Origin of the sequence: Streptomyces sp. NPDC058985 (genome assembly GCF_042740985.1) — a bacterium.
GTDB lineage: Bacteria > Actinomycetota > Actinomycetes > Streptomycetales > Streptomycetaceae > Streptomyces.
Genome location: NZ_JBHYJX010000023.1, coordinates 20,216 through 45,469, shown reverse-complemented (window position 1 = coordinate 45,469; position 25,254 = coordinate 20,216). Strand labels below are relative to the sequence as shown.

The window sequence follows — 25,254 nt, the reverse complement described above, 5'->3', positions numbered from 1 at the left end:
GGCCACGTCTCGCCCGTAGGGAGCCCTCACCGCGCATCCCCCCGATGCCCGATCACGGGGGCACGCTGGGACCATGGCCAGCAACCCACCCGTCGTCGTGTACCCGCCCACTGAGACCGGCGGCCGCTGCGTCCGGATCGACGGCACGATCCTGGGCACCGCCTACTCGCTGCGCGACCTGACAGCCTTCATCCAGAGCGCCCGCCTGGAGGGCTGGGACGGTCTGGACGTGGCCGGCTCGGCGCTGATCGAGTGGCGGGGCGGGGGCCGGACACCTGGGAACACTGAACACGAGTGAGCCCCCGCCGAAGGGTGCACAGCGGGGGCGGGGCCACCAACGCCTGGGAAGCAGTCGGGAGCAGGCCCACCGCCCCCGGGAGGCGCCGGACCCTTGCGGGAGCACCAGTGAGGCGGTGGAGCGCCAACGATGGGCCAGGCTGGAAATCACAACCTCTTGGAATGCAGAGAAGCCCCCGCCGTGAGGCGGCCCCGGACGCGATGATCCGGGGCCCGCGCGCGTAGGTCGGGGGGCTCAGGCCACCGTCGTGTGCGCGTCGCCGTGGATCGCGGAGGCGCCGACGCCGGTGGTGAGGCCGAGGCAGCCGGACTCCGCGTGGAGGCCGGCGCCGAACTGGCCGTCGCCCGCTATAAGGGCCGCGCCGATGGCGATGTTGCCGCCGGACACCTGGTCAAGGGCCGCGTCGGAGATCTCAGCCGTTTCGACCTGGGGGACGAGGTTCATGGCAGGTCTTACCTTTCGTGCCGACGAAAATGGGGGAGCGGTACAACTCGGCACCGATCAAAGCACGGGGTGAACGCCCCACCCGTCTGCCGCCGTGGGGCCCTGAGCCCCAAAAATCCGTCGTACCTGCACACCGTTCATAGCAAGGTCGCACGGGAGGGGCGTGGCGGCGGCGCACCGGTCCGACCGCGCGCATACCCGGCCCCGGAGAGTCGCACGACCGGTGGGAAGCGTGAAGGGACGGGCTCTTTCCCTGACCACATTCGCACACTGATGAACGCGCCACGTCGAATTAATGTGTGGCACCTCTGGAAGGCGCCCTGTTAGCCTCAGCAGGTCGTTCTGATTCGTTCTGGGCCAGTGTGCCCTGGAAATGGGTGTTTTATGTTCCGGCCCGCGCCGAGTGCGCCTCGCCGCACCGCGTAACCGTCCGCTGCCTTCCGTCATCCGTTTCTCCGGGTGGCTGCCGGACGTTTCCTCCGGTGTTCCGACCTGCCCTTCCGCCGTCCTGACGGCTCATCGGGCTGCCTTCCGACGAGGCCACTCGGCCTGCTCTTGCTGTCTTGGCCAATCTCCCAGCAAGGAGCACCCGGGTGTCCAGCCACACCACCACCAACAACAACACTCTCGGCCTCAGCACCTTCGCCTGCGCGTGGTGCGGGCTGACCGTGTCCGCGTACGCCGCCGACGGCGTGCCGCGCAACCACTGCCCGTCCTGCCTGCACTCCCGGCACGTCGTCGACCATGTCGAGGGCGGTCCGAGTGACTGCGAGGGCCGGATGTCCCCGATCGCCATCGCCGTGCTCCGCACCGGTGACTGGATGGTGATCCACCGCTGCGTACGCTGCGACGAGCTGACCTCCACCCCGGTCTGCGTGGACGACAACCAGCTCATCCTGATGCGCATGGCGGTCCGCCCGCTGGCACAACCGCCTTTCCCGCTCGAAGCGTTCGGAACTCTCTGACCGCCCGACAGGAAGGGAGCACACCACCGTGTCACGCAACAACCGCAAGAACCGCGACAGCAACAGCAGTCGTGGGCGGCGCCGCCCGCAGCGGCACAAGGACGTCCTGCACGGCCAGGGCGGCCATCGCGCCGGCGGCTTCCGCTGTGTGTCCTGCCGGCTGGACGTCTCCCTGGCCGCACCCGGCACCGCGCACCGCAACCACTGCCCGAACTGCCTGGCCAGCCTGCACGTCGACCGGAGGATCCCGGGCGACCGCGCCGCGGACTGCCGTGGGCGGATGGAGGCGCTGGGCATGTCGGTCCGGGCCGACGGCGAGTGGGTGATCATCCACCAGTGCGCCTCGTGCGGCGAGCTGAGCGCCAACCGCGTAGCCGGTGACGACAACCCGCTCGCCCTGGTCCGCCTCGCCCTCAGACCCCTGGCCGACCCCAGGGCCGCCGGCCGCGCCCTGCTCACCCTGTGAGCGGAACAGCCGAAGCAGCTCAGCCCCAGGTCCCCGACCTGGGGCTGAGTCGCCGCTACAGCACCGGCAGCGACTTCCGCAGCTCGAACGCCGTCACCTGCGAGCGGTACTCCTCCCACTCCGACTTCTTGTTGCGCAGGAAGAAGTCGAAGACGTGTTCACCGAGCGTCTCGGCGACCAGGTCGCTGCGTTCCATCAGGGCGAGGGCCTCGCCGAGGTTCTGGGGGAGGGGCTCGATGCCCAGGGCGCGGCGTTCCGCGTCGGAGAGGGCCCAGACGTCGTCCTCCGCGCCCGGCGGGAGTTCGTAGCCCTCCTCGATGCCCTTGAGGCCGGCGGCCAGCAGGACGGCGTAGGTGAGGTACGGGTTGGCGCCGGAGTCGATGGAGCGGACCTCGACGCGGGCCGAGCCGGTCTTGCCGGGCTTGTACATGGGGACGCGGACCAGGGCCGAGCGGTTGTTGTGGCCCCAGCAGATGTAGGAGGGGGCCTCGCCGCCCGCGCCGGCCGTGCGCTCGGAGCCGCCCCAGATGCGCTTGTACGAGTTCACCCACTGGTTGGTGACCGCCGAGATCTCCGCCGCGTGCCGCAGCAGGCCCGCGATGAACGAGCGGCCGACCTTGGAGAGCTGGTACTCCGCGCCGGACTCGTAGAACGCGTTGCGGTCGCCCTCGAACAGCGAAAGGTGCGAGTGCATGCCCGAGCCCGGGTATTCGGAGAACGGCTTCGGCATGAAGGTGGCCTGGAGGCCCTGCTCCAGCGCGACCTGCTTCATGACCAGGCGGAACGTCATGATGTTGTCCGCCGTCGACAGCGCGTCCGCGTAGCGGAGGTCGATCTCCTGCTGGCCCGGCGCGCCCTCGTGGTGGGAGAACTCCACCGAGATGCCCATCGACTCCAGCATCGTGATCGCCTGGCGGCGGAAGTCCATGCCGATGTTCTGCGGGGTGTGGTCGAAGTAGCCGGAGTTGTCGGCGGGGGTGGGGATCGAGCCGTCGACCGGCTTGTCCTTCAGCAGGAAGAACTCGATCTCCGGGTGGGTGTAGAAGGTGAAGCCCAGGTCGGAGGTGCGGGCCAGGGCGCGCTTGAGGACGTAGCGCGGGTCCGCGAAGGACGGGGAACCGTCCGGCATGAGGATGTCGCAGAACATGCGGGCCGTGCCGGGGGCCTCCGCGCGCCAGGGCAGGACCTGGAAGGTCGACGGGTCGGGCTTGGCGATCATGTCGGACTCGTACACCCGGGCGAAGCCCTCGATGGCCGAGCCGTCGAAGCCGATGCCCTCGTCGAAGGCCTGCTCCAGCTCGGCGGGGGCCACGGCGACGGACTTGAGGAAGCCCAGCACGTCCGTGAACCAAAGGCGTACGAACCGGATGTCGCGCTCCTCCAGCGTCCGGATCACGAACTCCTGCTGCTTGTCCATCTTCCGCATCCCCATCCTCGCTGGTCAGGCCGCCTGTCTCCGGTACGGCGGGAGGCGGCCCCGCACCCGAGCATCACACCACAGCGCCGTTTCGAACGCGTTGCGGACCCCGGCCGGCCGGCCCGCCCCATGACCGCAGCGTAGAGGCCACCTGTTCGATCGGGCCATTCCGGGGATCCGGCCGGGGCGGATCCTGTGATCTCCCTACGAAGGAGCGGCCTTCCACCCTTACGATCAGCGGACCCGGCCACCCCGCTCGACGGCAGAAGACTTCCCAGAAGGGCTGCACCCCATGGGTTCCGCGAAGAAGAACAGCAACACGGCGCGACAGGCCCGCATAGCCGAGATGCGGCGTGCCGAGGAGGCGCGTGAGCGCCGGAGGCGGATCCTGACGATCGCGGTCAGCACCGTGGTGGTCGCCGGTCTCGTCGTCGGCGGCGTCTTCCTCGTCCGGGGACAGTCCGACGACTCCTCCGACGACACCGCGTCCGACGGCAAGACCTCCGGCAAGTTCGTCACCGGCGAGGACGGCGTGAAGACCTGGAAGGGCGACCTCGCCCGCAACCACGTCACCAAGAAGGTCACCTACCCCGTGGACCCCCCGGTCGGCGGCGACCACAACCAGGTCTGGATGAACTGCAACGGCGACGTCTACACCAAGCCGCTGAACAACGAGAACGCCGTGCACTCGCTGGAGCACGGAGCGGTGTGGGTGACGTACACCGACGCGGCCCCGAAGGCCGACGTGGAGAAGCTGGCCGCCAAGGTCAAGAAGACGCCGTACTCGCTGATGAGCCCGGACGAGAAGCAGCAGGACCCGATCATGCTCACCGCCTGGGGCCACCAGCGCACGGTGACCGGCGCCGACGACCCGAACGTGGACAAGTTCCTCGAGAAGTTCGTCCAGGGCGAGCAGACCCCCGAGCCGGGGGCCGCGTGCACCGGCGGACTCTCCCAGTGACGCCGAAACGGGCCGGCTGGACCGCGGGGGCCGCCGCCGCGGTCCTCGTCGCGGCCGGCGGGATCACCTACGCCGTCGCGGGCGACGACGGGGCGAGCCGGGTGCCGTCCGCCGACTCCGCGGACGCGGGGTTCGCGCGGGACATGTCGGTCCATCACCAGCAGGCCGTGGAGATGTCGTACATCGTGCGCGACCGCACCGACGACGAGGAGGTGCGGCGGCTCGCGTACGACATCGCGCAGACCCAGGCCAACCAGCGGGGCATGATGATCGGCTGGCTCGACCTGTGGGGGCTGCCGAAGGTGTCGTCCGACCCGCCGATGAGCTGGATGGGGATGGGCGGGGCGCCGTCGGCCGGTGAGGGCTCCCTGATGCCGGGGATGGCCACCGACGCCGAGATGGAGAAGCTCGGCACGCTGAACGGCAAACGGGCCGAGGTCTTCTACCTCCAGCTGATGACCGAGCACCACAAGGGCGGCGTCCACATGGCCCAGGGGTGCGTCGAGAAGTGCACCGTCGGCGTGGAGAAGCGCCTGGCCGACGGGATGGTGGCATCGCAGGAGTCGGAGATCCGGCTGATGGCGGACCTGCTGGCGGAGCGGGGCGGGAAACCCCGGATGTGAGCGCGAAGTCCCGGGGCGTGAGCGCGAAACCCCGGACATGAGGCAGCCCCCGACATGAGGCCGACACCGGTACGTCACCCCATTGTGTCGTTCTGACGATTACACTGGGCGGGTGCCTCGACTACGACTCGGCCTGAACCAGATCGACTCCACCGTCGGCGACCTCGACGCGAACGCGGCGGCGGTCCTGCGCTGGACCCGGCACTCCGCCGACCGGGGAGCCCACCTGGTGGCGTTCCCCGAGATGGTGCTGACCGGGTATCCCGTCGAGGACCTGGCCCTCAGGTCGTCGTTCGTGGAGGCGTCCCGCACCGCCCTGCGCGCCCTCGCGGCGCGCCTCGCCGAGGAGGGCCTCGGCGGCCTTCCGGTGGTCGTCGGCTACCTGGACCGCTCGGCGACCGCCCAGCCGAAGTACGGCCAGCCGGCCGGCGCCCCGCAGAACGCGGCGGCGGTGCTGTACGGCGGCGAGGTGGCGCTCACCTTCGCCAAGCACCACCTGCCGAACTACGGCGTCTTCGACGAGTTCCGCTACTTCGTCCCCGGCGACACCATGCCCGTGGTCCGGGTGCGCGGCGTCGATGTGGCGCTGGCCATCTGCGAGGACCTGTGGCAGGACGGCGGCCGGGTGCCCGCCGCCCGTTCGGCACGGGCCGGCCTGCTGCTCTCCGTCAACGCCTCCCCGTACGAGCGCGACAAGGACGACACCCGGCTGGAGCTGGTGCGCAAGCGTGCCCAGGAGGCCGGGTGCACCACCGCCTACCTGGCCATGACCGGCGGGCAGGACGAGCTGGTCTTCGACGGCGACTCGATCGTCGTCGACCGGGACGGGGCGGTCGTGGCCCGCGCCCCGCAGTTCACCGAGGAGTGCGTGGTCCTGGACCTCGACCTGCCGGCCGCCGAACCGGAGGCGCCCACCGGCGTGGTGGACGACGGTCTGCGCATCCAGCGGGTCGTGCTGTCCGGGGAACCGGTACCGGCCGACGGGGCCGCGCTGTCCGGCGGCCGCGCCGAGCCGCTGGACGACGACGAGGAGGTCTACTCGGCGCTGGTCGCCGGGCTGCGCGCGTACATCACCAAGAACGGCTTCCGCTCCGTGCTGATCGGCCTCTCCGGCGGCATCGACTCCGCGCTGGTCGCGGCGATCGCCTGCGACGCGCTGGGCGCCGAGCACGTGTACGGCGTGTCGATGCCGTCCAGGTACTCCTCCGAGCACTCCAAGGACGACGCGGCCGAACTGGCCCGGCGCACCGGCCTGCACTACCGGACCGTCGCCATCGCACCCATGTTCGACGCCTACATGGGCGCGCTGGGACTGACCGGCCTGGCCGAGGAGAACCTCCAGTCCCGGCTGCGCGGCACGCTGCTCATGGCGCTCTCCAACCAGGAGGGCCACCTGGTGCTGGCGCCCGGCAACAAGTCGGAGCTGGCGGTGGGCTACTCGACGCTGTACGGCGACTCGGTGGGCGCGTACGGGCCCATCAAGGACGTGTACAAGACGTCGGTCTTCCGCCTCGCCGAATGGCGCAACCGCGCGGCCGAGGCCCGCGGGCAGACCCCGCCGATCCCGGAGAACTCGATCACCAAGCCGCCCAGCGCGGAGCTGCGCCCCGGCCAGGTCGACACGGACTCGCTGCCGGACTACGCCGTGCTGGACGCCATCCTCGACCTGTACGTCGACCGGGACCGGGGCGCGGACGAGATCGTCGCCGCCGGGTACGACCGCGACCTGGTGACACGGACGCTGCGCATGGTGGACACCGCGGAGTACAAGCGGCGGCAGTACCCGCCGGGGACCAAGATCTCGGCCAAGGGCTTCGGCAAGGACCGCCGCCTGCCGGTCACCAACCGCTGGCGGGAGACCGGCTGAGACGGCGGTACGGCACCCGTCAGCCCTGGCGCTGCTGGTCCGACAGCACCTTGTGCAGCGGCTCCGCCACCCGGCGCCGGTACTCCTGGACCGCCCAGCCGTTTCCGTCCGGGTCCTTGAAGTACATGAAGGTCGCGCCGTCGTCCGGGGCGTACTGCACCGGCTCGGAGACGTCCAGGCCCCGCCCGGACAGCTCCGCGTGGGCCGCCTTGATGTCGGCGACGCACAGCTGGAGGCCCTGGTACGAACCGGGCTCCGGCCGGGTCTGCCCCTGCGCCATGTCCCAGATGGCGTCACCGAGGGCGATCGAGCAGCCCGAGCCCGGGGGCGTCAGCTGGACGATGCGCATCCCCGGCATGACCTCCTGGTCGATGTCGACGTGGAAGCCGACCTTGTCCCGGTAGAAGTCCCGGGCCCGGTCGATGTCACTCACGGGCAGCGGAACGACCTCGAGGGTGAAGTCCATGGCATGACTCCTTCGGCTTCCGTGCCGGCTCGGGCGCCGACCGCGGTGCCTCTCAAGCTAACGGCTTCCCGGCGGGGACGCGGTCCGTTCGGTGCCGTGCCGTCGCAGTCCGGTTACGCTCGGGCCGTACGACCTTGATCCCAGCAGGTCCGACAGGAGGCCGAGATGACGGCGCCGGGGCGCAGGAGCAGTACCTTCACACGGCTGCTCCGGCACGGCTTCACCGACCCCTCGGCCGCCGAGGAGCTGCTGGACGGCGCGGAGCTGACCGAGGTCCGCTCCGACCCCGTGCTCCTGGAGGCGCTGGGCGCCACCGCCGACCCCGACCTCGCCCTGCACGGCCTGGTCCGGCTCCTGGAGGCACAGCCCGACCCCACCGCCCGCCGGGAGCTGCTGGACACCCTGGTGGCGGCCAAGCCGCTGCGCGACCGGCTCCTCGGCGTGCTCGGCGCCTCCGAGGCCCTCGCCGACCACCTGGCCCGGCACGCCGGCGACTGGCAGGCCCTGGTCACCTACGAGCCCCGCGACCTGCACCCCGGCGTCGAGGAGTTCGAGCGCGGCCTGGCCGAGGCCACCGACCCCGTCGCGCTGCGCGTCGCCTACCGGCGCTGCCTGCTCTCCATCGCCGCCCGCGACGTGTGCGGCACCATCGACCTCGCCGAGACCGCCGCCGAGCTGGCCGACCTCGCCACCGCCACCCTGCGCGCCGCCCTGGCCATCGCCGAGGAGGCTGCGCCCGGGGACGCCGCGCTGTGCCGGCTGGCCGTGGTCGCGATGGGCAAGTGCGGCGGCCACGAGCTGAACTACGTCTCCGACGTGGACGTCATCTTCGTGGGCGAGGCGGCCGGCGACGCCGACGAGACCAAGGCGCTGCGGGCCGCGACCTCGCTGGCCTCGCACATGATGCGGATCTGCTCCGAGACGACCGTCGAGGGCTCCATCTGGCCCGTCGACGCCAACCTGCGCCCCGAGGGCCGCAACGGCCCGCTGGTGCGGACCCTCAGCAGCCACGTCGCCTACTACCAGCGGTGGGCCAAGACCTGGGAGTTCCAGGCGCTGCTCAAGGCCCGCCCGGTGGCCGGCGACCCCGGCCTGGGCGCCGAGTACGTGGCCGCCCTCCAGCCCCTGGTGTGGCAGGCCGCCGACCGCGAGAACTTCGTCCCCGACGTGCAGAAGATGCGCCGCCGGGTGGTGGAGAACATCCCCGCCGCGGAGGTCGACCGCCAGCTCAAGCTCGGCCCCGGCGGCCTGCGGGACGTCGAGTTCGCCGTGCAGCTGCTCCAGCTGGTGCACGGGCGGTCCGACACCTCCCTGCACAGCGGTACGACGCTGGACGCCCTGGAGGCGCTCGCCGCGGGCGGGTACGTGGGCCGCGCGGACGCCGCCCAGCTCGACGAGGCGTACCGCTTCCTGCGCTCCATGGAGCACCGCATCCAGCTGCACCGCCTGCGCCGCACCCACCTGGTGCCCGAGGACCCGGCCGACCTGCGCCGCCTCGGCCGCTCCCTGGGTCTGCGCACCGACCCGGTGGCCGGGTTGCAGCGCGCCTGGAAGCGGCACGCCTCCGTGGTGCGGCGGCTGCACGAGAAGCTGTTCTACCGGCCGCTGCTCGACGCCGTCGCCCAGCTCGCCCCCGGCGAGGCCCGGCTCAGCCCCGAGGCGGCCCGGGAACGGATGGTCGCCCTCGGGTACGCCGACCCGGCCGCCGCGCTGCGGCACCTGGAGGCGCTGGCCTCCGGCGTCACCCGCAAGGCGGCCATCCAGCGCACGCTGCTGCCCGTGCTCCTCGGCTGGTTCGCGGACTCCGCCGACCCGGACGCGGGCCTGCTCAACTTCCGCAAGGTCTCCGACGCCCTCGGCAAGACCCCCTGGTACCTCAGACTGCTGCGGGACGAGGGCGCGGCCGCCGAGAACCTCGCCCGCGTGCTCTCCGCCGGCCGGCTCGCCCCCGACCTGCTGATGCGGGCCCCCGAGGCGGTCGCGCTGCTCGGCGACGGCGCCACCGGCGGCCTGGCGCCGCGCGGGCGCCCCCAGCTGGAGCAGGAGATACTGGCCGCGGTCCGGCGCGCCGACGGCGGCGAACAGGCGGTCACCGCGGCCCGCGGGGTGCGGCGCAGGGAGCTGTTCCGTACGGCCGCCGCGGACATCGTCGGCTCCTACGGCACCGAGGCGCAGCCCGTCGAGGCCGACCAGGGCGCCCTGGTGGACCTGGTGGGCGACGCGGTCTCCGACCTGACGGCGGCGACGCTGGCGGGGACGCTGCGGGCGGTCGTGCGGGAAGGCTGGGGCGACACGCTGCCGACCCGGTTCGCGATCATCGGCATGGGCCGCTTCGGCGGCCACGAGCTGGGCTACGGCTCGGACGCGGACGTGCTGTTCGTGCACGAGCCCCGCGAGGGCGTCGACGAGCGGGAGGCCGGGGAGGCGGCCAACAAGGTCGTCGCCGAGCTGCGCCGCCTGCTCCAGGTGCCGAGCGCCGACCCGCCGCTGCTGATCGACGCCGACCTGCGGCCCGAGGGCAAGTCCGGGCCGCTGGTGCGGACGCTGAAGTCGTACGAGGCGTACTACCGGCGCTGGTCGCTGGCCTGGGAGCGGCACGCGCTGCTGCGGGCCGAGTTCGTGGCCGGCGACGCCGACCTGGGGCGGCGGTTCACCGAGCTGGTCGACCCGCTGCGGTACCCGGCCGACGGACTCGGCGAGGACGACGTACGGGAGATCCGGCGGCTCAAGGCCCGGATGGAATCCGAGCGGCTGCCGCGCGGCGCGGACCCCAAGCTGCACGCCAAACTGGGTCCTGGCGGGCTGACCGACGTGGAGTGGACCGTGCAGCTGGTCCAGTTGCGGCACGGCCACACCGAGGCCGGGCTGCGCACCACCCGGACGCGCGCCGCGCTGGCCGCGGCGTCCGGCGCCGGGCTGATCTCCGCGGAGCACGCCGGGATCCTGGACGAGGCGTGGGTGCTGGCGACGCGGGTGCGCAACGCCGTGATGCTGGTCCGCGGCCGGGCCGGTGACACGTTCCCCACCGACCCGCGCGAGCTGGCCGCGGTCGGCCGCTACCTGGGCCACGGCCCGGGCCACGCGGGCGACATGCTGGACGAGTACCGCCGCACGGCGCGCAGGGCACGCGCGGTGGTGGAGGAGCTGTTCTACGCGTGATGCCGGGCGCGTGATGCCCGGCGGCTACGCCCGCGTGGGCAGCCACGCCCCCCTCCGCGCCGCCGCCACCCGCGGCAGCGCGTAGGGCAGGCTGCCGTACCAGGCCGCCGCCACCAGGTAGCCGAAGGCCAGGCACAGCACGCCCCCCACCGCGTCCAGCCAGAAGTGGTTGGCGGTCGCCACGATCACCACCAGCGTCAGCGCCGGGTACAGCAGCCCCAGCACCTTCACCCACGGCACGGACGCCAGCGCGAAGATCGTCAGCCCGCACCAGACGGACCACCCGATGTGCATCGAGGGCATCGCCGCGTACTGGTTGGACATGTTCTTCAGGTCGCCGGACGCCATCGACCCCCACGTCTGGTGGACCATGACGGTGTCGATGAAGCGCTCGCCGTTCATCAGACGGGGCGGGGCGAGGGGATACAGGTAGTAACCGACCAGCGCGACGCCCGTGGTCGCGAAGAGGACGAGACGGGTCGCGGCGTAGCGGCCGGGATGGCTGCGGTAGAGCCACACCAGCACACCGAGGGTGACCACGAAGTGCAACGTGGCGTAGTAGTAGTTCATGCCGATGATGAGCCAAGTCACCGAGTTCACGGCGTGGTTCACCGACTCCTCGACGGCGACGCCCAGTTGCTGCTCGACCCGCCAGATCCAGTCGGCGTTGCGCAACGCCTGCGACCGCTGTTCCGGCACCGCGTTGCGGATCAGCGAGTACGTCCAGTAACTCACCGCGATCAGCAGGATCTCGAACCACAGCCGGGGGCGGCGCGGCGCACGGAGGCGGCGCAGGAGCCCCTGCCCCGTCTCCTCTGTGACGGGGTGCGGAACGGCCTCTGCACGGCGCTCCGGAGTCCTCACAGTCGCGTCACCCATAGGCATGGAGTCTGCCAGAAAAGCCTTCTCCCACCGATCATCCCCCCGTCCGCTGTGGCCCGCATCCGCCGCGCGGAAGGCGGACGTCAGGAGCGGTTGCGCTCGCCCGGCGCGGAGGCCGTCGAGCCGCGGACCACCAGCTCCGGCATGAAGACGAACTCGCTGTGCGGCGCGGGGGTCCCGGCGATCTCCTCCAGCAGCGTGCGCACGGCCGCCTGCCCCATCGCGGGGACCGGCTTGCGGACGGTCGTCAGCGGCGGGTCGGTGAAGGCGATCAGCGGCGAGTCGTCGAAGCCGACGACCGAGACGTCCTTGGGCACGTCGAGCCCCTGCTGCCGGGCCGCCCGTATCGCACCGAGCGCCATCATGTCGCTCGCGCAGACCACCGCCGTGCAGTCGCGGGCGATGAGCGCGGTGGCCGCCGCCTGGCCGCCCTCCAGGGTGTACAGCGAGTGCTGGACGAGCTCCTTCTCCACGGTCTCCGCGCTGAGGTCCAGCTGGTCCTGGACGGTGCGGACGAAGCCCTCGATCTTGCGCTGCACGGGCACGAACCGCTTCGGCCCCAGGGCCAGCCCGATCCGGGTGTGGCCGAGCGAGACGAGGTGCGTGACCGCGAGGCTCATCGCGGCCCGGTCGTCCGGGGAGATGAACGGCGCCTGCACCTTCGACGAGAAGCCGTCGACGAGGACGAAGGGCACGCCCTGGGCGCGCAGCCGTTCGTAGCGCTGCATGTCGGCGGTGGTGTCGGCGTGCAGTCCGGAGACGTAGATGATGCCGGCCACCCCGCGGTCGACCAGCATCTCCGTCAGCTCGTCCTCCGTGGAGCCGCCCGGGGTCTGGGTGGCGAGGACCGGCGTGTACCCCTGGCGGGTCAGCGCCTGGCCGATGACCTGGGCCAGCGCCGGGAATATCGGGTTCTCCAGCTCCGGGGTGATCAGGCCCACCAGGCCCTCGCTGCGCTGGCGCAGCCGCACGGGGCGTTCGTAGCCCAGCACGTCCAGGGCGGCGAGTACGGACTGGCGGGTGGTGGCGGCGACGCCCGGCTTCCCGTTGAGGACCCGGCTGACCGTCGCTTCGCTCACCCCCGCCTGGGCGGCGATGTCGGCAAGCCGTGTGGTCACAGGGGTGGACTGTACCTGTCGGCCGCCGCCTTGCACACCGATCGGGCGCCGTGGACGGCCTGTTGGACGGCCCGGCGCGGGCTGCTGCGTCATCGCGCTCCCTCGAGAAAGTGGCGGCAAGAGCTTGCAGAGTCTTGCACAACCGGCCGGATACCGCTCGACCCCTGTAAACAAGCGTCTCACGGTGGTCGCCAGGAGGTCACGCCCGGATAACTTCGGAGATGTCTTGCACTTTTTTGCTGCAAGACCTTTCGCCGCGCTTACAACGCTGTTACGTTCACGTCGCCCGACGGCAGCAACGACGCGGTCGGCAGCGGCAGGAGCGGCGGACGGGCCCGCACCCTGCACCACACGGGCTTTCACCCTCAAGGAGAACTCATGCGGCGTGGCATAGCGGCCACCGCGCTGGTGGCGTCCCTCGCCCTGGCGGCGACGGCGTGCGGCGGGGACGGCGACAGCGACAGCGAGTCCGGCGGACCGGTGACCATCACCTACTGGGACACCTCGAACGCGACCAACGAGGCGCCGACCTACAAGGCCCTGGTCAAGGAGTTCGAGGCCGCCAACAAGGACATCAAGGTCAACTTCGTCAACGTCCCCTTCGACCAGGCGCAGAACAAGTTCGACACGGCCGCCGGTTCCAAGGGTGCCCCCGACGTGCTGCGCTCCGAGGTCGGCTGGACCCCCGCCTTCGCCAAGAAGGGCTTCTTCCTGCCGCTGGACGGCACCGAGGCCCTCGCCGAGCAGGACAAGTTCCAGCCCAACCTGATCGAGCAGGCCAAGTACGAGGGCAAGACCTACGGCGTCCCGCTGGTCACCGACACCCTCGCCTTCGTCTACAACAAGGAACTGTTCGAGAAGGCCGGCGTCGAGGCCCCCAAGACCTGGGACGACCTGAAGAAGGCCGCCGCCACCATCAAGGACAAGACCGGCGCCGACGGCTACTGGGGTTCCACGGCCGGCTACTACGGCCAGCCGTTCCTCTTCGGCGAGGGCACCGACACGGTCGACGCCGAGGGCAAGAAGATCACCGTCAACTCGCCCGAGGCGAAGAAGGCGTACGCCACCTGGCTGAGCCTCTTCGACGGCAAGGGCCTGCACAAGGCCGACACCACCGCCGACGCCTACGCCCACATCCAGGAGGCGTTCGTCAGCGGCAAGGTCGCCTCGATCGTCCAGGGCCCGTGGGAGATCACCAACTTCTACAAGGGCACCGCCTTCAAGGACAAGAACAACCTCGGCATCGCCACCGTCCCGGCCGGCTCCACCGGCAAGGCGGGCGCCCCGACCGGCGGCCACAACCTGTCGGTCTACGCCGGTTCGGACAAGGCGCACCAGGAGGCGTCGCTGAAGCTCGTGAAGTTCATGACCTCGGCGAAGTCCCAGGAGACCATCGCCCTGAAGAACTCCACGCTGCCGACCCGCGACGACGCCTACACCGACAAGGTCAAGGCCGACCCGGGCATCGCCGGCTACCAGACGGTCCTGCCCGCCGCCCAGCCGCGCCCGGCGCTGCCGGAGTACGGCTCCCTGTGGACCCCGCTCGACGAGCAGCTTCCGCAGATCGCCGGCGGCAAGAAGTCCCTGGACGAGGGTCTGGGCGACGCCGAGGCCGCGATCGCCAAGCTGGTGCCGGACTTCTCCAAGTGAGTCCGCGCGGCCGCCGGGTCCCCGCTTGAGGGGGGGAGGGACCCGGCGGCCGCCGCGCCGCAGCCCTCGATCGACCCGCCCAGCCCGATGCTCCCGAAGGTGCCGAACCATGACAGTCACCATCGACAGTGCGACCGGCAAGCGCCGCGGTGACCGCACGCCGCGGCCCGGCCTCGGCCGCCGTCTGAGAGACGGTTACCAGAAGTACTGGTACGCCTACGCCATGATCGCCCCGGTGGCCGTCGTGATCGGCGTCCTCGTGCTGTACCCCCTCGGGTACGGCCTCTACCTCACCCTCACCGACGCCAACAGCCTCAACACCGGGCGCACCATCGGCGTCAACGAGATCGAGGCCACCTACAAGTTCATCGGCCTGGACAACTACGCCGACATCCTGTGGGGCCCGACGGCGTACGACCGCTTCTGGTCGCACTTCATCTGGACCATCGTCTGGACGGCGGTCTGCGTCGGCCTGCACTTCTTCATCGGGCTCGGTCTCGCGCTGCTGCTCAACCAGAACCTGCGCGGCCGCACCTTCTACCGGCTGCTCCTGGTCCTGCCCTGGGCCGTGCCCACCTTCGTCACCGTGTTCGGCTGGCGCTTCATGCTCGCCGACGCCGGCATCATCAACTCGGCCCTCGACTGGCTGCACCTGCCGACGCCCGCGTGGCTGGAGGACACCTTCTGGCAGCGGTTCTCCGCGATCATGGTGAACACCTGGTGCGGGGTGCCGTTCATGATGGTCTCCCTCCTCGGCGGCCTCCAGTCCATCGACAACAGCCTCTACGAGGCGGCCGAGATGGACGGCGCGAGCGCCTGGCAGCGCTTCCGGTACGTCACCCTGCCGGGGCTCAGGTCGGTCAGCTCCACCGTCGTCCTGCTGGGCATCATCTGGACCTTCAACCAGTTCGCCGTGATCTTCCTGCTCTTCGGCAACACCGCCCCGGACGCGCAGATCCTGGTCACCTGGGCCTACCACCTCGGCTTCGGGCAGCAGCCGCGCGACTTCGCGCAGTCCGCGGCGTACGGGATCCTGCTGCTGGCCATCCTGATCGTCTTCACCTCCTTCTACCGCCGCTGGCTGAACCGCAATGAGCAGCAGCTCGCGATCTGAGGCAGGAGCCACCATGAGCACGACCGCAGTGCCGACCACCGCGCCCGCCGAGCAGGTCACCGGGTCCGCCGCGAAGCCGCCCCGAACCCGGCGGCGCGGCGAACGAAGCCGTGCCGCGAGCGCCGCCTCCCACGGCATCCTGACCGTCGCGAGCCTCGTCGCGCTCTTCCCGGTCGCCTGGCTGGTCTACCTGTCCCTCGGCCCGGACAAGGACGACTACCTGCACCCCGGGCGCATCTGGTCGAAGATGACCTTCGACAACTACGCCTTCGTGCTCCAGCACACGAACTTCTTCGAGTGGCTGAAGAGCTCGCTGATCGTCTCGCTGGGCACCACCGTCATCGGCGTACTGGTCGCCGCCACCACCGGCTACGCCGTCTCGCGGATGCGCTTCCCCGGCTACCGCAAGCTGATGTGGGTGCTGCTGGTCACCCAGATGTTCCCCATCGCCGTCCTGATCGTGCCGATGTACCAGATCCTGTCCGACCTTCAGCTCGTCGACAGCTACCTCGGCCTGGTCCTCGTGTACTGCTCCACCGCGGTGCCGTACTGCGCGTGGCTGCTCAAGGGCTACTTCGACACCATCCCGTTCGAGATCGACGAGGCCGGGCGCGTGGACGGGCTGACCCCGTTCGGCACCTTCTTCCGGCTGATCCTGCCGCTCGCCCGGCCGGGCCTGGCCGTCGCCGGCTTCTACAGCTTCATCACCGCCTTCGGTGAGGTCGCCTTCGCCTCGACGTTCATGCTCAGCGACACGAAGTACACCTTCGCGGTCGGCCTGCAGAGCTTCGTCAGCGAACACGACGCGCAGCGCCACCTGATGGCCGCCACCGCCGTGCTCGTCGCGATACCCGTCTCCGCGTTCTTCTACCTCGTGCAGAAGAACCTGGTGACCGGCCTCACCGCGGGCGGCACCAAGGGCTGAGGCCCGACCGGGAAACGTCCGGCCGCGGTGCCCATCCGACCCCGCAGCACCGCGGCCGGCCGCCTCTTCCCCCCCCACCCATGCCTCCATGACCAGAACCCTGTGACACACCAAGGACGCCATGAGCCAGCAGCACTCCGCCGCACCGGCCCCCACCTCCGTCACCTCCTCCGCCACGTCCTCCGCCACGGCCACCGTCGCGGGGCGCCGCGACTGGTGGCGGGACGCGGTCATCTACCAGGTGTATCCGCGCAGCTTCGCCGACAGCAACGGTGACGGCATGGGCGACCTGGAGGGTGTCCGCACCCGTCTGCCGTACCTGCGCGACCTGGGCGTGGACGCCGTGTGGCTCAGCCCCTTCTACGCCTCGCCGCAGGCCGACGCCGGGTACGACGTCGCCGACTACCGGGCCGTCGACCCCATGTTCGGCTCCCTCCTGGACGCCGACGCGCTGATCCGCGACGCCCACGGTCTCGGCCTGCGCGTCATCGTGGACCTGGTCCCCAACCACTCCTCGGACCAGTACGAGTGGTTCAGGCGCGCCCTCGCCGAGGGCCCCGGCTCCCCCTCCCGGGACCGGTACCACTTCCGCCCCGGCAAGGGGAAGAACGGCGAACTTCCGCCCAACGACTGGGAGTCCATCTTCGGCGGGCCGGCCTGGACCCGGGTCACCGAGCCCGACGGCACACCGGGGGAGTGGTACCTGCACCTCTTCGCGCCCGAGCAGCCCGACTTCAACTGGGAGCACCCGGCGGTCGGCGACGAGTTCCGCTCCATCCTGCGCTTCTGGCTGGACATGGGCGTGGACGGCTTCCGCATCGACGTGGCGCACGGCATGGTGAAGGCGCAGGGCCTGCCGGACCTTGGATCTCATGAGCAGTTGAAGCTGCTGGGCAACGATGTCATGCCGTTCTTCGACCAGGACGGCGTCCACGACATCTACCGCCAGTGGCGGCTGATCCTCGACGAATACAGCGGAGAGCGCATCTTCGTCGCCGAGGCGTGGACCCCGACCGTCGAGCGCACCGCGAACTACGTCCGCCCCGACGAGCTGCACCAGGCCTTCAACTTCCAGTACCTGGGCACCCACTGGGACGCCGAGGAGCTGCGCACGGTCATCGACCGCACCCTGGACGCGATGCGCCCCGTCGGCGCCCCCGCCACCTGGGTCCTCTCCAACCACGACGTCACCCGCCACGCCACCCGCTTCGCCAACCCGGCGGGCCTCGGCACCCAGATCCGCCTGGCCGGCGACCGCGCGCTCGGCCTGCGCCGCGCCCGCGCCGCCACCCTCCTCATGCTGGCCCTGCCCGGCTCGGCCTACGTCTACCAGGGCGAGGAGCTGGGCCTGCCGGACGTCGTCGACCTCCCCGACGAGGTACGCCAGGACCCGGCCTACTTCCGGGGCGCCGGCCAGGACGGCTTCCGCGACGGCTGCCGGGTGCCGATCCCCTGGACGCGCACGGGTTCGTCGTACGGCTTCGGCGCGGGCGGCAGCTGGCTCCCGCAGCCGGCGGGCTGGGCCGAGCTGAGCGTCGAGGCCCAGACCGGCGAGCCCGGCTCGACCCTGGAGCTGTACCGCGCCGCACTGGCGACCCGCCGCGACCAGCCCGACCTGGGCGCGGGCGACGCGGTGGAATGGCTCCGCGCCCCCGAGGGCGTCCTCGCCTTCCGCCGCGGCGACTTCGTGTGCGTCGCCAACACCACCGGCGAGTCGGTGACGACCCCCGCCTACGGCCGTCTGCTGCTGTCCAGTGGCGAGATCACGGAGGCGGACGGCGAGGCGAAGGTGCCGGGGGACACGACGGTGTGGTGGACGACGGCCTGACGGGCCGCCGCTCGCCGAACGGCCTTTTTTCTTTGAAGTTGGTACGGCCCGCTGCCCTTTCGGGCGGCGGGCCTCTACCATCTGCGTCACCCGCAACTCTTGCTGAAGCTTTCAGCAAGAGCCTTCAAAGAAGAAGGAACCCCCACATGGCACGCAGATTCCTCACGGCGGCCGTCGCTCTCACGGCTGCCCTTGTCATGACCCCGACTGGAGCGCAGGCCTCCCCGCCCGGCGCCAAGGACGTCACCGCCGTCCTCTTCGAGTGGAACTTCGCCTCCGTCGCCAAGGAGTGCACCAGCACCCTCGGCCCCGCCGGCTACGGCTACGTGCAGGTCTCGCCGCCCGCCGAGCACATACAGGGCGGGCAGTGGTGGACCTCGTACCAGCCCGTCAGCTACAAGATCGCCGGGCGGCTCGGGGACCGCGCCGCCTTCAAGAACATGGTCGACACCTGCCACGCGGCCGGTGTGAAGGTCGTCGCCGACGCCGTGGTCAACCACATGTCGGCGGGCGGCGGCACCGGCACCGGCGGCTCCACGTACGCGAAGTACGACTACCCGGGGCTCTACTCGTCGCCCGACTTCGACGACTGCCGCTCGCAGATCTCCAACTACCAGGACCGCTACAACGTCCAGCACTGCGAACTGGTGGGCCTCGCCGACCTCGACACCGGCGAGGAGTACGTCCGCAAGACCGTCGCCGGGTACCTGAACGACCTGCTCTCGCTCGGCGTCGACGGCTTCCGGATCGACGCGGCCAAGCACATCCCGGCCGCCGACCTCGCCAACATCAAGTCGCGGCTGAGCAACCCGGGCGTGTACTGGAAGCAGGAGGCCATCTTCGGCGCCGGCGAGGCCGTCCAGCCGAGCGAGTACACCGGCACCGGGGACGTCCAGGAGTTCCGGTACGCCTACGACCTCAAGCGCGTCTTCAACAACGAGAACCTCGCCTACCTGAAGAACTACGGCGAGGGCTGGGGGTACATGGGCAGCGGTGTCTCCGGCGTCTTCGTCGACAACCACGACACCGAGCGCAACGGCTCCACGCTCAGCTACAAGGACAACGCCACCTACACCCTGGCCAACGTCTTCATGCTCGCCTGGCCCTACGGCGCCCCCGACGTCAACTCCGGCTACGAGTGGTCGAACGCCGACGCCGGACCGCCCAACGGCGGACGGGTGGACGCCTGCTGGCAGGACGGCTGGAAGTGCCAGCACGCCTGGCCCGAGATCAAGTCGATGGTCGCCTTCCGCAACGCCACCCGGGGGCAGGCGGTCACGAACTGGTGGGACAACGGCAACGACGCCATCGCCTTCGGGCGCGGCAACAAGGGCTTCGTCGCCGTCAACCACGAGTCGGGCGCGCTGAACCGCACCTACCAGACCTCGCTGCCCGCCGGGACGTACTGCGACGTCCAGAGCGGCAACACGGTGAGCGTCAACGGCTCCGGGCAGTTCACGGCGACGCTCGGCGCCCACACCGCGCTCGCGCTGCACGCGGGCAGGTCCGCCTGCTGAACGGGCCCCGAGGGCAGGGGTCGTGAAAATTCTTACCGGTACTTTCACGACCCTTGCCGCAAGACTTGCGGCAGCGCTACGGTCACGCCGGGGTCGGACCCGATCGAGCCGTCAGTACAAGGAGTTCACGCCCGTGATACCCAGATGGCCGGTGCCTGTCGCGCGCCGCACCACACGAGTGAGACGGGTCGCGGCCGTCACCGTGACCGCGCTCGCCGCAGCCCTCCTCCCACCCCTGGCCGCGCGGGCCGACACCCCGCCCGCGCCCCCGTCCGACGCGAAGCTCGCGAAGGCGGACACCCGGCACGACCTCACCCGGGAGCAGTTCTACTTCGTCCTGCCGGACCGTTTCGCCAACGGCGACACCCGCAACGACAGGGGCGGCCTGACCGGCACCCGTCTCGCCACCGGCTACGACCCCACCGACAAGGGCTTCTACCAGGGCGGCGACCTCAAGGGCCTGACCGACCGGCTCGACTACATCAAGGGCATGGGCACCACCGCCATCTGGATGGCGCCCCTCTTCAAGAACCAGCCCGTGCAGGGCACGGGGGAGAACGCCTCGGCCGGCTACCACGGCTACTGGATCACCGACTTCACCCAGGTCGACCCGCACTTCGGCACCAACCAGGACCTCAAGAACCTCGTCTCCAAGGCGCACGCCAAGGGCATGAAGGTCTTCTTCGACGTCATCACCAACCACACCGCCGACGTCGTGGACTACGAGGAGAAGTCGTACGACTATCTCTCCAAGGGCGCCTTCCCCTATCTGACCAAGGACGGGAAGCCCTTCGACGACGCCGACCACGCGGACGGCGACCGCGGGTTCCCCCGCGTGGGCACCGGCTCCTTCCCGCGTACGCCGGTCGTCCCCGCCGAGAAGAAGAACCTCAAGGTTCCGCGCTGGCTCAACGACCCCGCGATGTACCACAACCGGGGCGACTCCACCTGGGCCGGCGAGTCCACCACGTACGGCGACTTCTCCGGCCTGGACGACCTGTGGACCGAGCGTCCCGAGGTCGTCAGCGGCATGGAGAAGATCTACCAGCGGTGGGTGAAGGACTTCGCCATCGACGGCTTCCGCATCGACACGGTCAAGCACGTCAACATGGAGTTCTGGACCCAGTGGGCGACCGCGCTGGACGCGTACGCCGCGAGGAAGGGCCGCGACGACTTCTTCATGTTCGGCGAGGTCTACTCCGCCGACACCGCCGTCACCTCCCCGTACGTCACCGAGGGCCGCCTGGACTCCACGCTGGACTTCCCCTTCCAGGACGCGGCCCGCGCCTACGCCTCCCAGGGCGGCAGCGCACAGAAGCTCGCCTCGGTCTTCGGCGACGACTACAAGTACACGACCGACAAGGCCAACGCGTACGAGCAGGTCACCTTCCTCGGCAACCACGACATGGGCCGCATCGGCACCTTCCTCAGGCAGGACGACCCGACGGCCACCGACGCCGAACTGCTGAAGAAGGACCGGCTCGCCAACGAGCTGATGTTCCTCAGCCGCGGCAACCCGGTGGTCTACTACGGCGACGAGCAGGGCTTCACCGGCGCGGGCGGCGACAAGGACGCCCGCCAGCCGATGTTCGCCTCCCGCACCGCCGACTACCTGGACGACGACCAGCTCGGCACCGACCGCACCCACGCCGAGCCGGCCTACGACCCGAACGCGCCGCTGTACCGGCAGATCAGCACCCTCGCCAAGCTCCGCAAGGCCCACCCGGCCCTCGCCGACGGCGTCCAGACCGAGCGCCACGCGGACGACGGCGCCGGCGTCTACGCCTTCTCGCGCACCGACGCCGCCCGCGGTACCGAGTACGTCGTCGCCTTCAACAACGCCGACGAGGCGAGGACGGCCACCTTCGCCACCGGCTCGGCGGACATGACCTTCCGCGCCCTCTACGGCACCGACGACGACGCCAGGTCCGGCGCCGACAAGAAGGTCACGGTCACCGTGCCCGCCGGGTCGGCCGTCGTCCTCAAGGCCGCGGACAAGCTCGCCGAGCCCGCCACCAGGCCCACGGTCACCCTCACCGCCCCCGGCCCCGGCGCCACCGGCACCGTCGAACTGACCGCCGACGTCGAGGGCGGACAGCTCAACCGCGTCGTCTTCGCCGCCCAGACCGGCGACGGCGAGTGGCGCACCCTCGGCTCCGCCGACCACGCCCCCTACAAGGTCACCCACACCATCGGCGAGGACACCCCGGCCGGCACCGCCCTGCGCTACAAGGCGGTCGCCGTCGACTCGGCGGGCCGCACCGCGAGCGCCACGGCCGCCTCGACGACCGGCACCCCGCCGGCCGAGGAGCCGCCCGCCGCCGCCTCCCGCGACCACGCGATCGTCCACTACAAGCGGGCGGACGGGAACTACGAGGACTGGGGCCTGTACGCCTGGGGCGACCTCGCCGACGGTGAGGCAACCGAGTGGCCGGACAGCCACCCCTTCGTCGGCCGGGACGCCTACGGCGCCTTCGCCTACGTCAAGCTCAAGCCCGGCGCGAGCGACGTCGACTTCCTCGTCGTCGACAAGGACGGCAACAAGGACGTCGCCGCCGACCGCACCATCGACGTCACCCGGACGGGCGAGGTCTGGATCGAGCAGGGCAAGGAGCAGGTCGTCACCGAACGGCCCGAGTACCCGGCCCAGGACAAGACCAAGGCCGTCCTCCACTACCACCGCGCCGACGGGAACTACGACGGCTGGGGCATGCACGTCTGGAGCGGCGCCGCGAACCCCACCGACTGGGCGAAACCGCTGATGCCGGTGCGGACCGACTCCTACGGCGCGGTCTTCGAGGTACCGCTCACCGAGGGCGCCACCGGCCTCAGCTACATCATCCACAAGGGCGACGAGAAGGACCTGCCCACCGACCAGGCCCTGGACCTCACCGCCGACGGCCACGAGGTGTGGCTGCTGAGCGGTCAGGAGACCTACCTGCTGCCCCAGCCCGCGGGTTCGGCGGCGGCCGTCGACCTCGCCACCTCCAAGGCGGTCTGGATCGACCGGAACACCATCGCCTGGAACGGCGCCGAGGGAGCCGCCTCCACCCAGCTGCTCGCCTCCCGCACCGGCTCGGTCAAGGCCGCGAACGGCAGACTGACCGGTGACGACGGGGCCACCTGGCTGCGCCTCACCAAGACCTCCCTCACCGACGCCCAGAAGGCGAAGTACCCGCACCTGAAGGAGTACGCCGCCTGGTCGGTCGACCCGCGCGACCGCGACCGGGTCCGCGAGGCCCTGCGCGGCCAGGTCGTCGCTTCCCAGCGCGCCGCCACCGGCGCCGTCCTCGCGGCGACCGGCGTGCAGATCGCCGGCGCGCTGGACGACCTGTACGCGCGGGACGCGACCGGGGCCGACCTCGGAGCCGTCTTCCGGCACGGCCGCCCCACGCTCTCCCTGTGGGCGCCGACCGCGCAGAGCGTGCGGCTGGAGATCGGCGACCGCACGGTCCGGATGCGGCGCGACGACGACTCCGGCGTCTGGTCCGTCAACGGTCCGAAGTCCTGGAAGGGCAAGGAGTACCGCTACGTCGTGAAGGTGTGGGCGCCCGACGCCGGCGAGGTCGTCACCAACAAGGTCACCGACCCCTACTCGCTCGCCCTGACCACCGACTCCGAGCGCAGCCTCGTCGTCGACCTGGCCGACCGCGACCTCGCCCCGCGCGGCTGGAACGGGTACGACAAGCCCAAGGCCGTGCCGCTCAGGGACGCCCAGATCCAGGAACTGCACGTCCGTGACTTCTCCGTCGCGGACCGGACGGCGGACGTCGGCCACCGGGGCACCTACCTCGCCTTCACCGACAAGCAGAGCGACGGCTCGATCCACCTGCGCGAACTGGCCGAGGCGGGCACCTCGTACGTCCACCTGCTCCCGGCCTTCGACATCGCCACGATCCCCGAGAAGAAGTCCGACCAGGCCACCGTCGACTGCGACCTGGCCGCGCTGCCGGCCGACTCCGACGAGCAGCAGGAGTGCGTGGCCCGGGCCGCCGCCAAGGACGCCTACAACTGGGGCTACGACCCGTACCACTACACGGTCCCCGAGGGCTCCTACGCCACCGACCCGGACGGCACCGCCCGCACCGTCGAGTTCCGCGAGATGGTCAAGGCGCTCAACGACGACGGACTGCGGGTCGTCATGGACGTCGTCTACAACCACACCGCCGCCGGCGGCCAGGCGAAGACCAGCGTCCTGGACCGGATCGTGCCCGGCTACTACCAGCGGCTCCTCGCCGACGGATCGGTGGCGAACAGCACCTGCTGTGCCAACACCGCCACCGAGAACGCCATGATGGGCAAGCTGGTGGTCGACTCGATCGTCACCTGGGCCAAGGAGTACAAGGTCGACGGCTTCCGCTTCGACCTCATGGGCCACCACCCGAAGGCCAACATCCTCGCCGTCCGCGAGGCCCTCGACGCGCTGACCCTCAAGAAGGACGGCGTCGACGGCAAGAAGATCATCCTGTACGGCGAGGGCTGGAACTTCGGCGAGGTCGCCGACGACGCCCGCTTCACCCAGGCCACCCAGAAGAACATGGCCGGCACCGGCGTCGCCACCTTCTCCGACCGCGCCCGCGACGCCGTGCGCGGCGGCGGCCCCTTCGACGAGGACCCCGGCGTCCAGGGCTTCGCCTCGGGCCTGTTCACCGACCCCAACTCCGCGGAGGCCAACGGCACCGAGGCCGAGCAGAAGGCCCGCCTGCTGCACTACCAGGACCTGATCAAGGTCGGCCTCTCCGGGAACCTCGCCGGATACCGCTTCACCGACACCAGCGGCAAGGAGGTCCGGGGCTCCGAGGTCGACTACAATGGCGCCCCCGCCGGATACGCGGCGGCACCCGGCGACGCCCTCGCCTACGCCGACGCGCACGACAACGAGACCCTGTTCGACGCGCTCGCCTTCAAGCTGCCGAAGGACACGTCCGCCGCCGACCGGGCCCGCATGCAGGTCCTCGCCATGGCGACCGCCGCGCTCTCGCAGGGCCCGGCGCTCTCCCAGGCGGGCACCGACCTGCTGCGCTCCAAGTCGCTGGACCGCAACTCCTACGACAGCGGGGACTGGTTCAACGCCATCCACTGGAGCTGCGCCGACGGCAACGGCTTCGGACGCGGGCTGCCGCCGGCGGCTGACAACCAGGACAAGTGGCCGTACGCCAAGCCGCTGCTCGGCTCGGTCTCGGTCGGCTGCCCGCAGATCACGGGTGCCTCGGCCGCGTACCGGGACCTGCTGAAGATCCGTACCGGCGAGCGGGACTTCTCCCTCGCCACGGCGGGCCAGGTGCAGTCCCGGCTCTCCTTCCCGCTCTCCGGGAAGGACGAGACACCCGGCGTGATCACCATGCGCCTCGGTGACCTGGTGGTCGTCTTCAACGCCACCCCGCAGGAGCAGCGGCAGCGGCTGAGCGGGTCGGCCGGCACCGGATACCGGCTGCACCCGGCCCAGGCGTCCGGAGCGGACCCGGTCGTCCGGGACGCCGCCTACGCGAAGGCGTCGGGGACCTTCACGGTCCCGGCGCGCACGGTGGCGGTCTTCACCCGCGCGGGCTAGCGG

General features: G+C 70.8%; 18 protein-coding genes. 13 read left to right on the top strand and 5 right to left on the bottom strand.

What is annotated here, in order from left to right; genetic code table 11:
- Positions 1-73: 73 nt before the first annotated feature.
- On the top strand, positions 74-298 hold the full coding sequence (locus ACFW01_RS21025; RefSeq protein ID WP_234953964.1) for a hypothetical protein: 225 nt from the start codon (positions 74-76) through the stop codon (positions 296-298).
- A gap of 234 nt (positions 299-532) precedes the next feature.
- On the opposite strand, the gene ACFW01_RS21020 is transcribed toward ACFW01_RS21025, so the two are convergent.
- Positions 533-742, bottom strand: a complete 210-nt coding sequence (locus tag ACFW01_RS21020) for a hypothetical protein (protein ID WP_283015061.1) — start codon at positions 740-742, stop codon at positions 533-535.
- A 593-nt stretch (positions 743-1,335) separates the two neighbouring features.
- Here ACFW01_RS21020 and ACFW01_RS21015 point away from each other — a divergent pair.
- The gene (locus ACFW01_RS21015) at positions 1,336-1,707 is read left to right on the top strand and encodes an RNHCP domain-containing protein (protein ID WP_384505454.1); all 372 of its coding nucleotides are present in this window, start codon (positions 1,336-1,338) and stop codon (positions 1,705-1,707) included.
- Positions 1,708-1,735: 28 nt separating this feature from the next.
- On the top strand, positions 1,736-2,173 hold the full coding sequence (locus tag ACFW01_RS21010) for an RNHCP domain-containing protein (RefSeq protein WP_384505451.1): 438 nt from the start codon (positions 1,736-1,738) through the stop codon (positions 2,171-2,173).
- 55 nt (positions 2,174-2,228) lie between these two features.
- On the opposite strand, the gene glnA is transcribed toward ACFW01_RS21010, so the two are convergent.
- On the bottom strand, positions 2,229-3,590 hold the full coding sequence (glnA, locus tag ACFW01_RS21005) for a type I glutamate--ammonia ligase (RefSeq protein ID WP_365642950.1): 1,362 nt from the start codon (positions 3,588-3,590) through the stop codon (positions 2,229-2,231).
- Between the two features lie 292 nt (positions 3,591-3,882).
- Between glnA and ACFW01_RS21000 the strand changes: the two genes are divergently transcribed.
- The 3 genes from ACFW01_RS21000 (at position 3,883) to ACFW01_RS20990 (ending at position 7,041) form a co-directional block, all read left to right on the top strand.
- Positions 3,883-4,551 carry a DUF3105 domain-containing protein gene (locus tag ACFW01_RS21000; protein WP_234953956.1) on the top strand — a complete coding sequence of 223 codons (669 nt, stop codon included), beginning with the start codon at positions 3,883-3,885 and terminating at the stop codon, positions 4,549-4,551.
- Positions 4,548-5,174 carry a DUF305 domain-containing protein gene (locus tag ACFW01_RS20995; RefSeq protein ID WP_384505446.1) on the top strand — a complete coding sequence of 209 codons (627 nt, stop codon included), beginning with the start codon at positions 4,548-4,550 and terminating at the stop codon, positions 5,172-5,174. Before ACFW01_RS21000 ends, ACFW01_RS20995 begins: the two co-directional genes overlap by 4 nt.
- A 112-nt stretch (positions 5,175-5,286) precedes the next feature.
- On the top strand, positions 5,287-7,041 hold the full coding sequence (locus ACFW01_RS20990; protein WP_384505443.1) for an NAD+ synthase: 1,755 nt from the start codon (positions 5,287-5,289) through the stop codon (positions 7,039-7,041).
- 19 nt (positions 7,042-7,060) lie between these two features.
- On the opposite strand, the gene ACFW01_RS20985 is transcribed toward ACFW01_RS20990, so the two are convergent.
- The gene (locus ACFW01_RS20985) at positions 7,061-7,507 is read right to left on the bottom strand and encodes a VOC family protein (protein ID WP_234953949.1); all 447 of its coding nucleotides are present in this window, start codon (positions 7,505-7,507) and stop codon (positions 7,061-7,063) included.
- Positions 7,508-7,672: 165 nt separating this feature from the next.
- On the opposite strand from ACFW01_RS20985, the gene ACFW01_RS20980 reads away from it, so the two are divergent.
- On the top strand, positions 7,673-10,666 hold the full coding sequence (locus ACFW01_RS20980; RefSeq protein ID WP_234953947.1) for a bifunctional [glutamine synthetase] adenylyltransferase/[glutamine synthetase]-adenylyl-L-tyrosine phosphorylase: 2,994 nt from the start codon (positions 7,673-7,675) through the stop codon (positions 10,664-10,666).
- Positions 10,667-10,690: 24 nt separating this feature from the next.
- Here ACFW01_RS20980 and ACFW01_RS20975 read toward each other — a convergent pair whose 3' ends face one another.
- Together ACFW01_RS20975 and ACFW01_RS20970 are read right to left on the bottom strand one after the other, a co-directional pair.
- The gene (locus tag ACFW01_RS20975; protein ID WP_234953945.1) at positions 10,691-11,545 is read right to left on the bottom strand and encodes a phosphatase PAP2 family protein; all 855 of its coding nucleotides are present in this window, start codon (positions 11,543-11,545) and stop codon (positions 10,691-10,693) included.
- Between the two features lie 86 nt (positions 11,546-11,631).
- Positions 11,632-12,666, bottom strand: coding sequence for a LacI family DNA-binding transcriptional regulator (locus ACFW01_RS20970; protein ID WP_234953944.1), 1,035 nt, complete (start codon positions 12,664-12,666; stop codon positions 11,632-11,634).
- A gap of 378 nt (positions 12,667-13,044) precedes the next feature.
- Here ACFW01_RS20970 and ACFW01_RS20965 point away from each other — a divergent pair, with 378 nt between their 5' ends.
- The 6 genes from ACFW01_RS20965 to pulA all read left to right on the top strand — a co-directional run bounded on the left by ACFW01_RS20965 (position 13,045) and on the right by pulA (position 25,251).
- Positions 13,045-14,316 carry an extracellular solute-binding protein gene (locus ACFW01_RS20965; RefSeq protein ID WP_234953942.1) on the top strand — a complete coding sequence of 424 codons (1,272 nt, stop codon included), beginning with the start codon at positions 13,045-13,047 and terminating at the stop codon, positions 14,314-14,316.
- Positions 14,317-14,425: 109 nt separating this feature from the next.
- Entirely contained in the window at positions 14,426-15,430 is a 1,005-nt protein-coding gene (locus ACFW01_RS20960; protein WP_384505437.1) for a carbohydrate ABC transporter permease, read from the top strand.
- 13 nt (positions 15,431-15,443) lie between these two features.
- Positions 15,444-16,355, top strand: a complete 912-nt coding sequence (locus tag ACFW01_RS20955) for an ABC transporter permease subunit (protein WP_234953938.1) — start codon at positions 15,444-15,446, stop codon at positions 16,353-16,355.
- Between the two features lie 121 nt (positions 16,356-16,476).
- A complete protein-coding gene (locus ACFW01_RS20950) occupies positions 16,477-18,183 on the top strand; it encodes a glycoside hydrolase family 13 protein (protein WP_234953936.1) in 1,707 nt (568 codons plus the stop codon).
- Positions 18,184-18,329: 146 nt separating this feature from the next.
- Positions 18,330-19,700 carry an alpha-amylase family protein gene (locus ACFW01_RS20945; protein WP_234953934.1) on the top strand — a complete coding sequence of 457 codons (1,371 nt, stop codon included), beginning with the start codon at positions 18,330-18,332 and terminating at the stop codon, positions 19,698-19,700.
- A gap of 133 nt (positions 19,701-19,833) precedes the next feature.
- Positions 19,834-25,251, top strand: a complete 5,418-nt coding sequence (gene pulA / locus ACFW01_RS20940; RefSeq protein ID WP_384505433.1) for a pullulanase-type alpha-1,6-glucosidase — start codon at positions 19,834-19,836, stop codon at positions 25,249-25,251.
- The last annotated feature ends 3 nt before the right edge of the window (positions 25,252-25,254 follow it).

Bases quoted from the DNA above. Each gene is read 5' to 3' on its own strand.
- ACFW01_RS21000 (WP_234953956.1), top strand. From the start codon at position 3,883: ATGGGTTCCGCGAAGAAGAACAGCAACACGGCGCGACAGGCCCGCATA.
- ACFW01_RS21025 (WP_234953964.1), top strand. From the start codon at position 74: ATGGCCAGCAACCCACCCGTCGTCGTGTACCCGCCCACTGAGACCGGC.
- ACFW01_RS20955 (WP_234953938.1), top strand. From the start codon at position 15,444: ATGAGCACGACCGCAGTGCCGACCACCGCGCCCGCCGAGCAGGTCACC.
- ACFW01_RS21020 (WP_283015061.1), bottom strand. From the start codon at position 742: ATGAACCTCGTCCCCCAGGTCGAAACGGCTGAGATCTCCGACGCGGCC.
- ACFW01_RS20965 (WP_234953942.1), top strand. From the start codon at position 13,045: ATGCGGCGTGGCATAGCGGCCACCGCGCTGGTGGCGTCCCTCGCCCTG.
- ACFW01_RS20975 (WP_234953945.1), bottom strand. From the start codon at position 11,545: ATGGGTGACGCGACTGTGAGGACTCCGGAGCGCCGTGCAGAGGCCGTT.
- ACFW01_RS20945 (WP_234953934.1), top strand. From the start codon at position 18,330: ATGGCACGCAGATTCCTCACGGCGGCCGTCGCTCTCACGGCTGCCCTT.
- glnA (WP_365642950.1), bottom strand. From the start codon at position 3,590: ATGGACAAGCAGCAGGAGTTCGTGATCCGGACGCTGGAGGAGCGCGAC.
- ACFW01_RS20985 (WP_234953949.1), bottom strand. From the start codon at position 7,507: ATGGACTTCACCCTCGAGGTCGTTCCGCTGCCCGTGAGTGACATCGAC.
- ACFW01_RS20980 (WP_234953947.1), top strand. From the start codon at position 7,673: ATGACGGCGCCGGGGCGCAGGAGCAGTACCTTCACACGGCTGCTCCGG.
- ACFW01_RS20950 (WP_234953936.1), top strand. From the start codon at position 16,477: ATGAGCCAGCAGCACTCCGCCGCACCGGCCCCCACCTCCGTCACCTCC.
- ACFW01_RS20960 (WP_384505437.1), top strand. From the start codon at position 14,426: ATGACAGTCACCATCGACAGTGCGACCGGCAAGCGCCGCGGTGACCGC.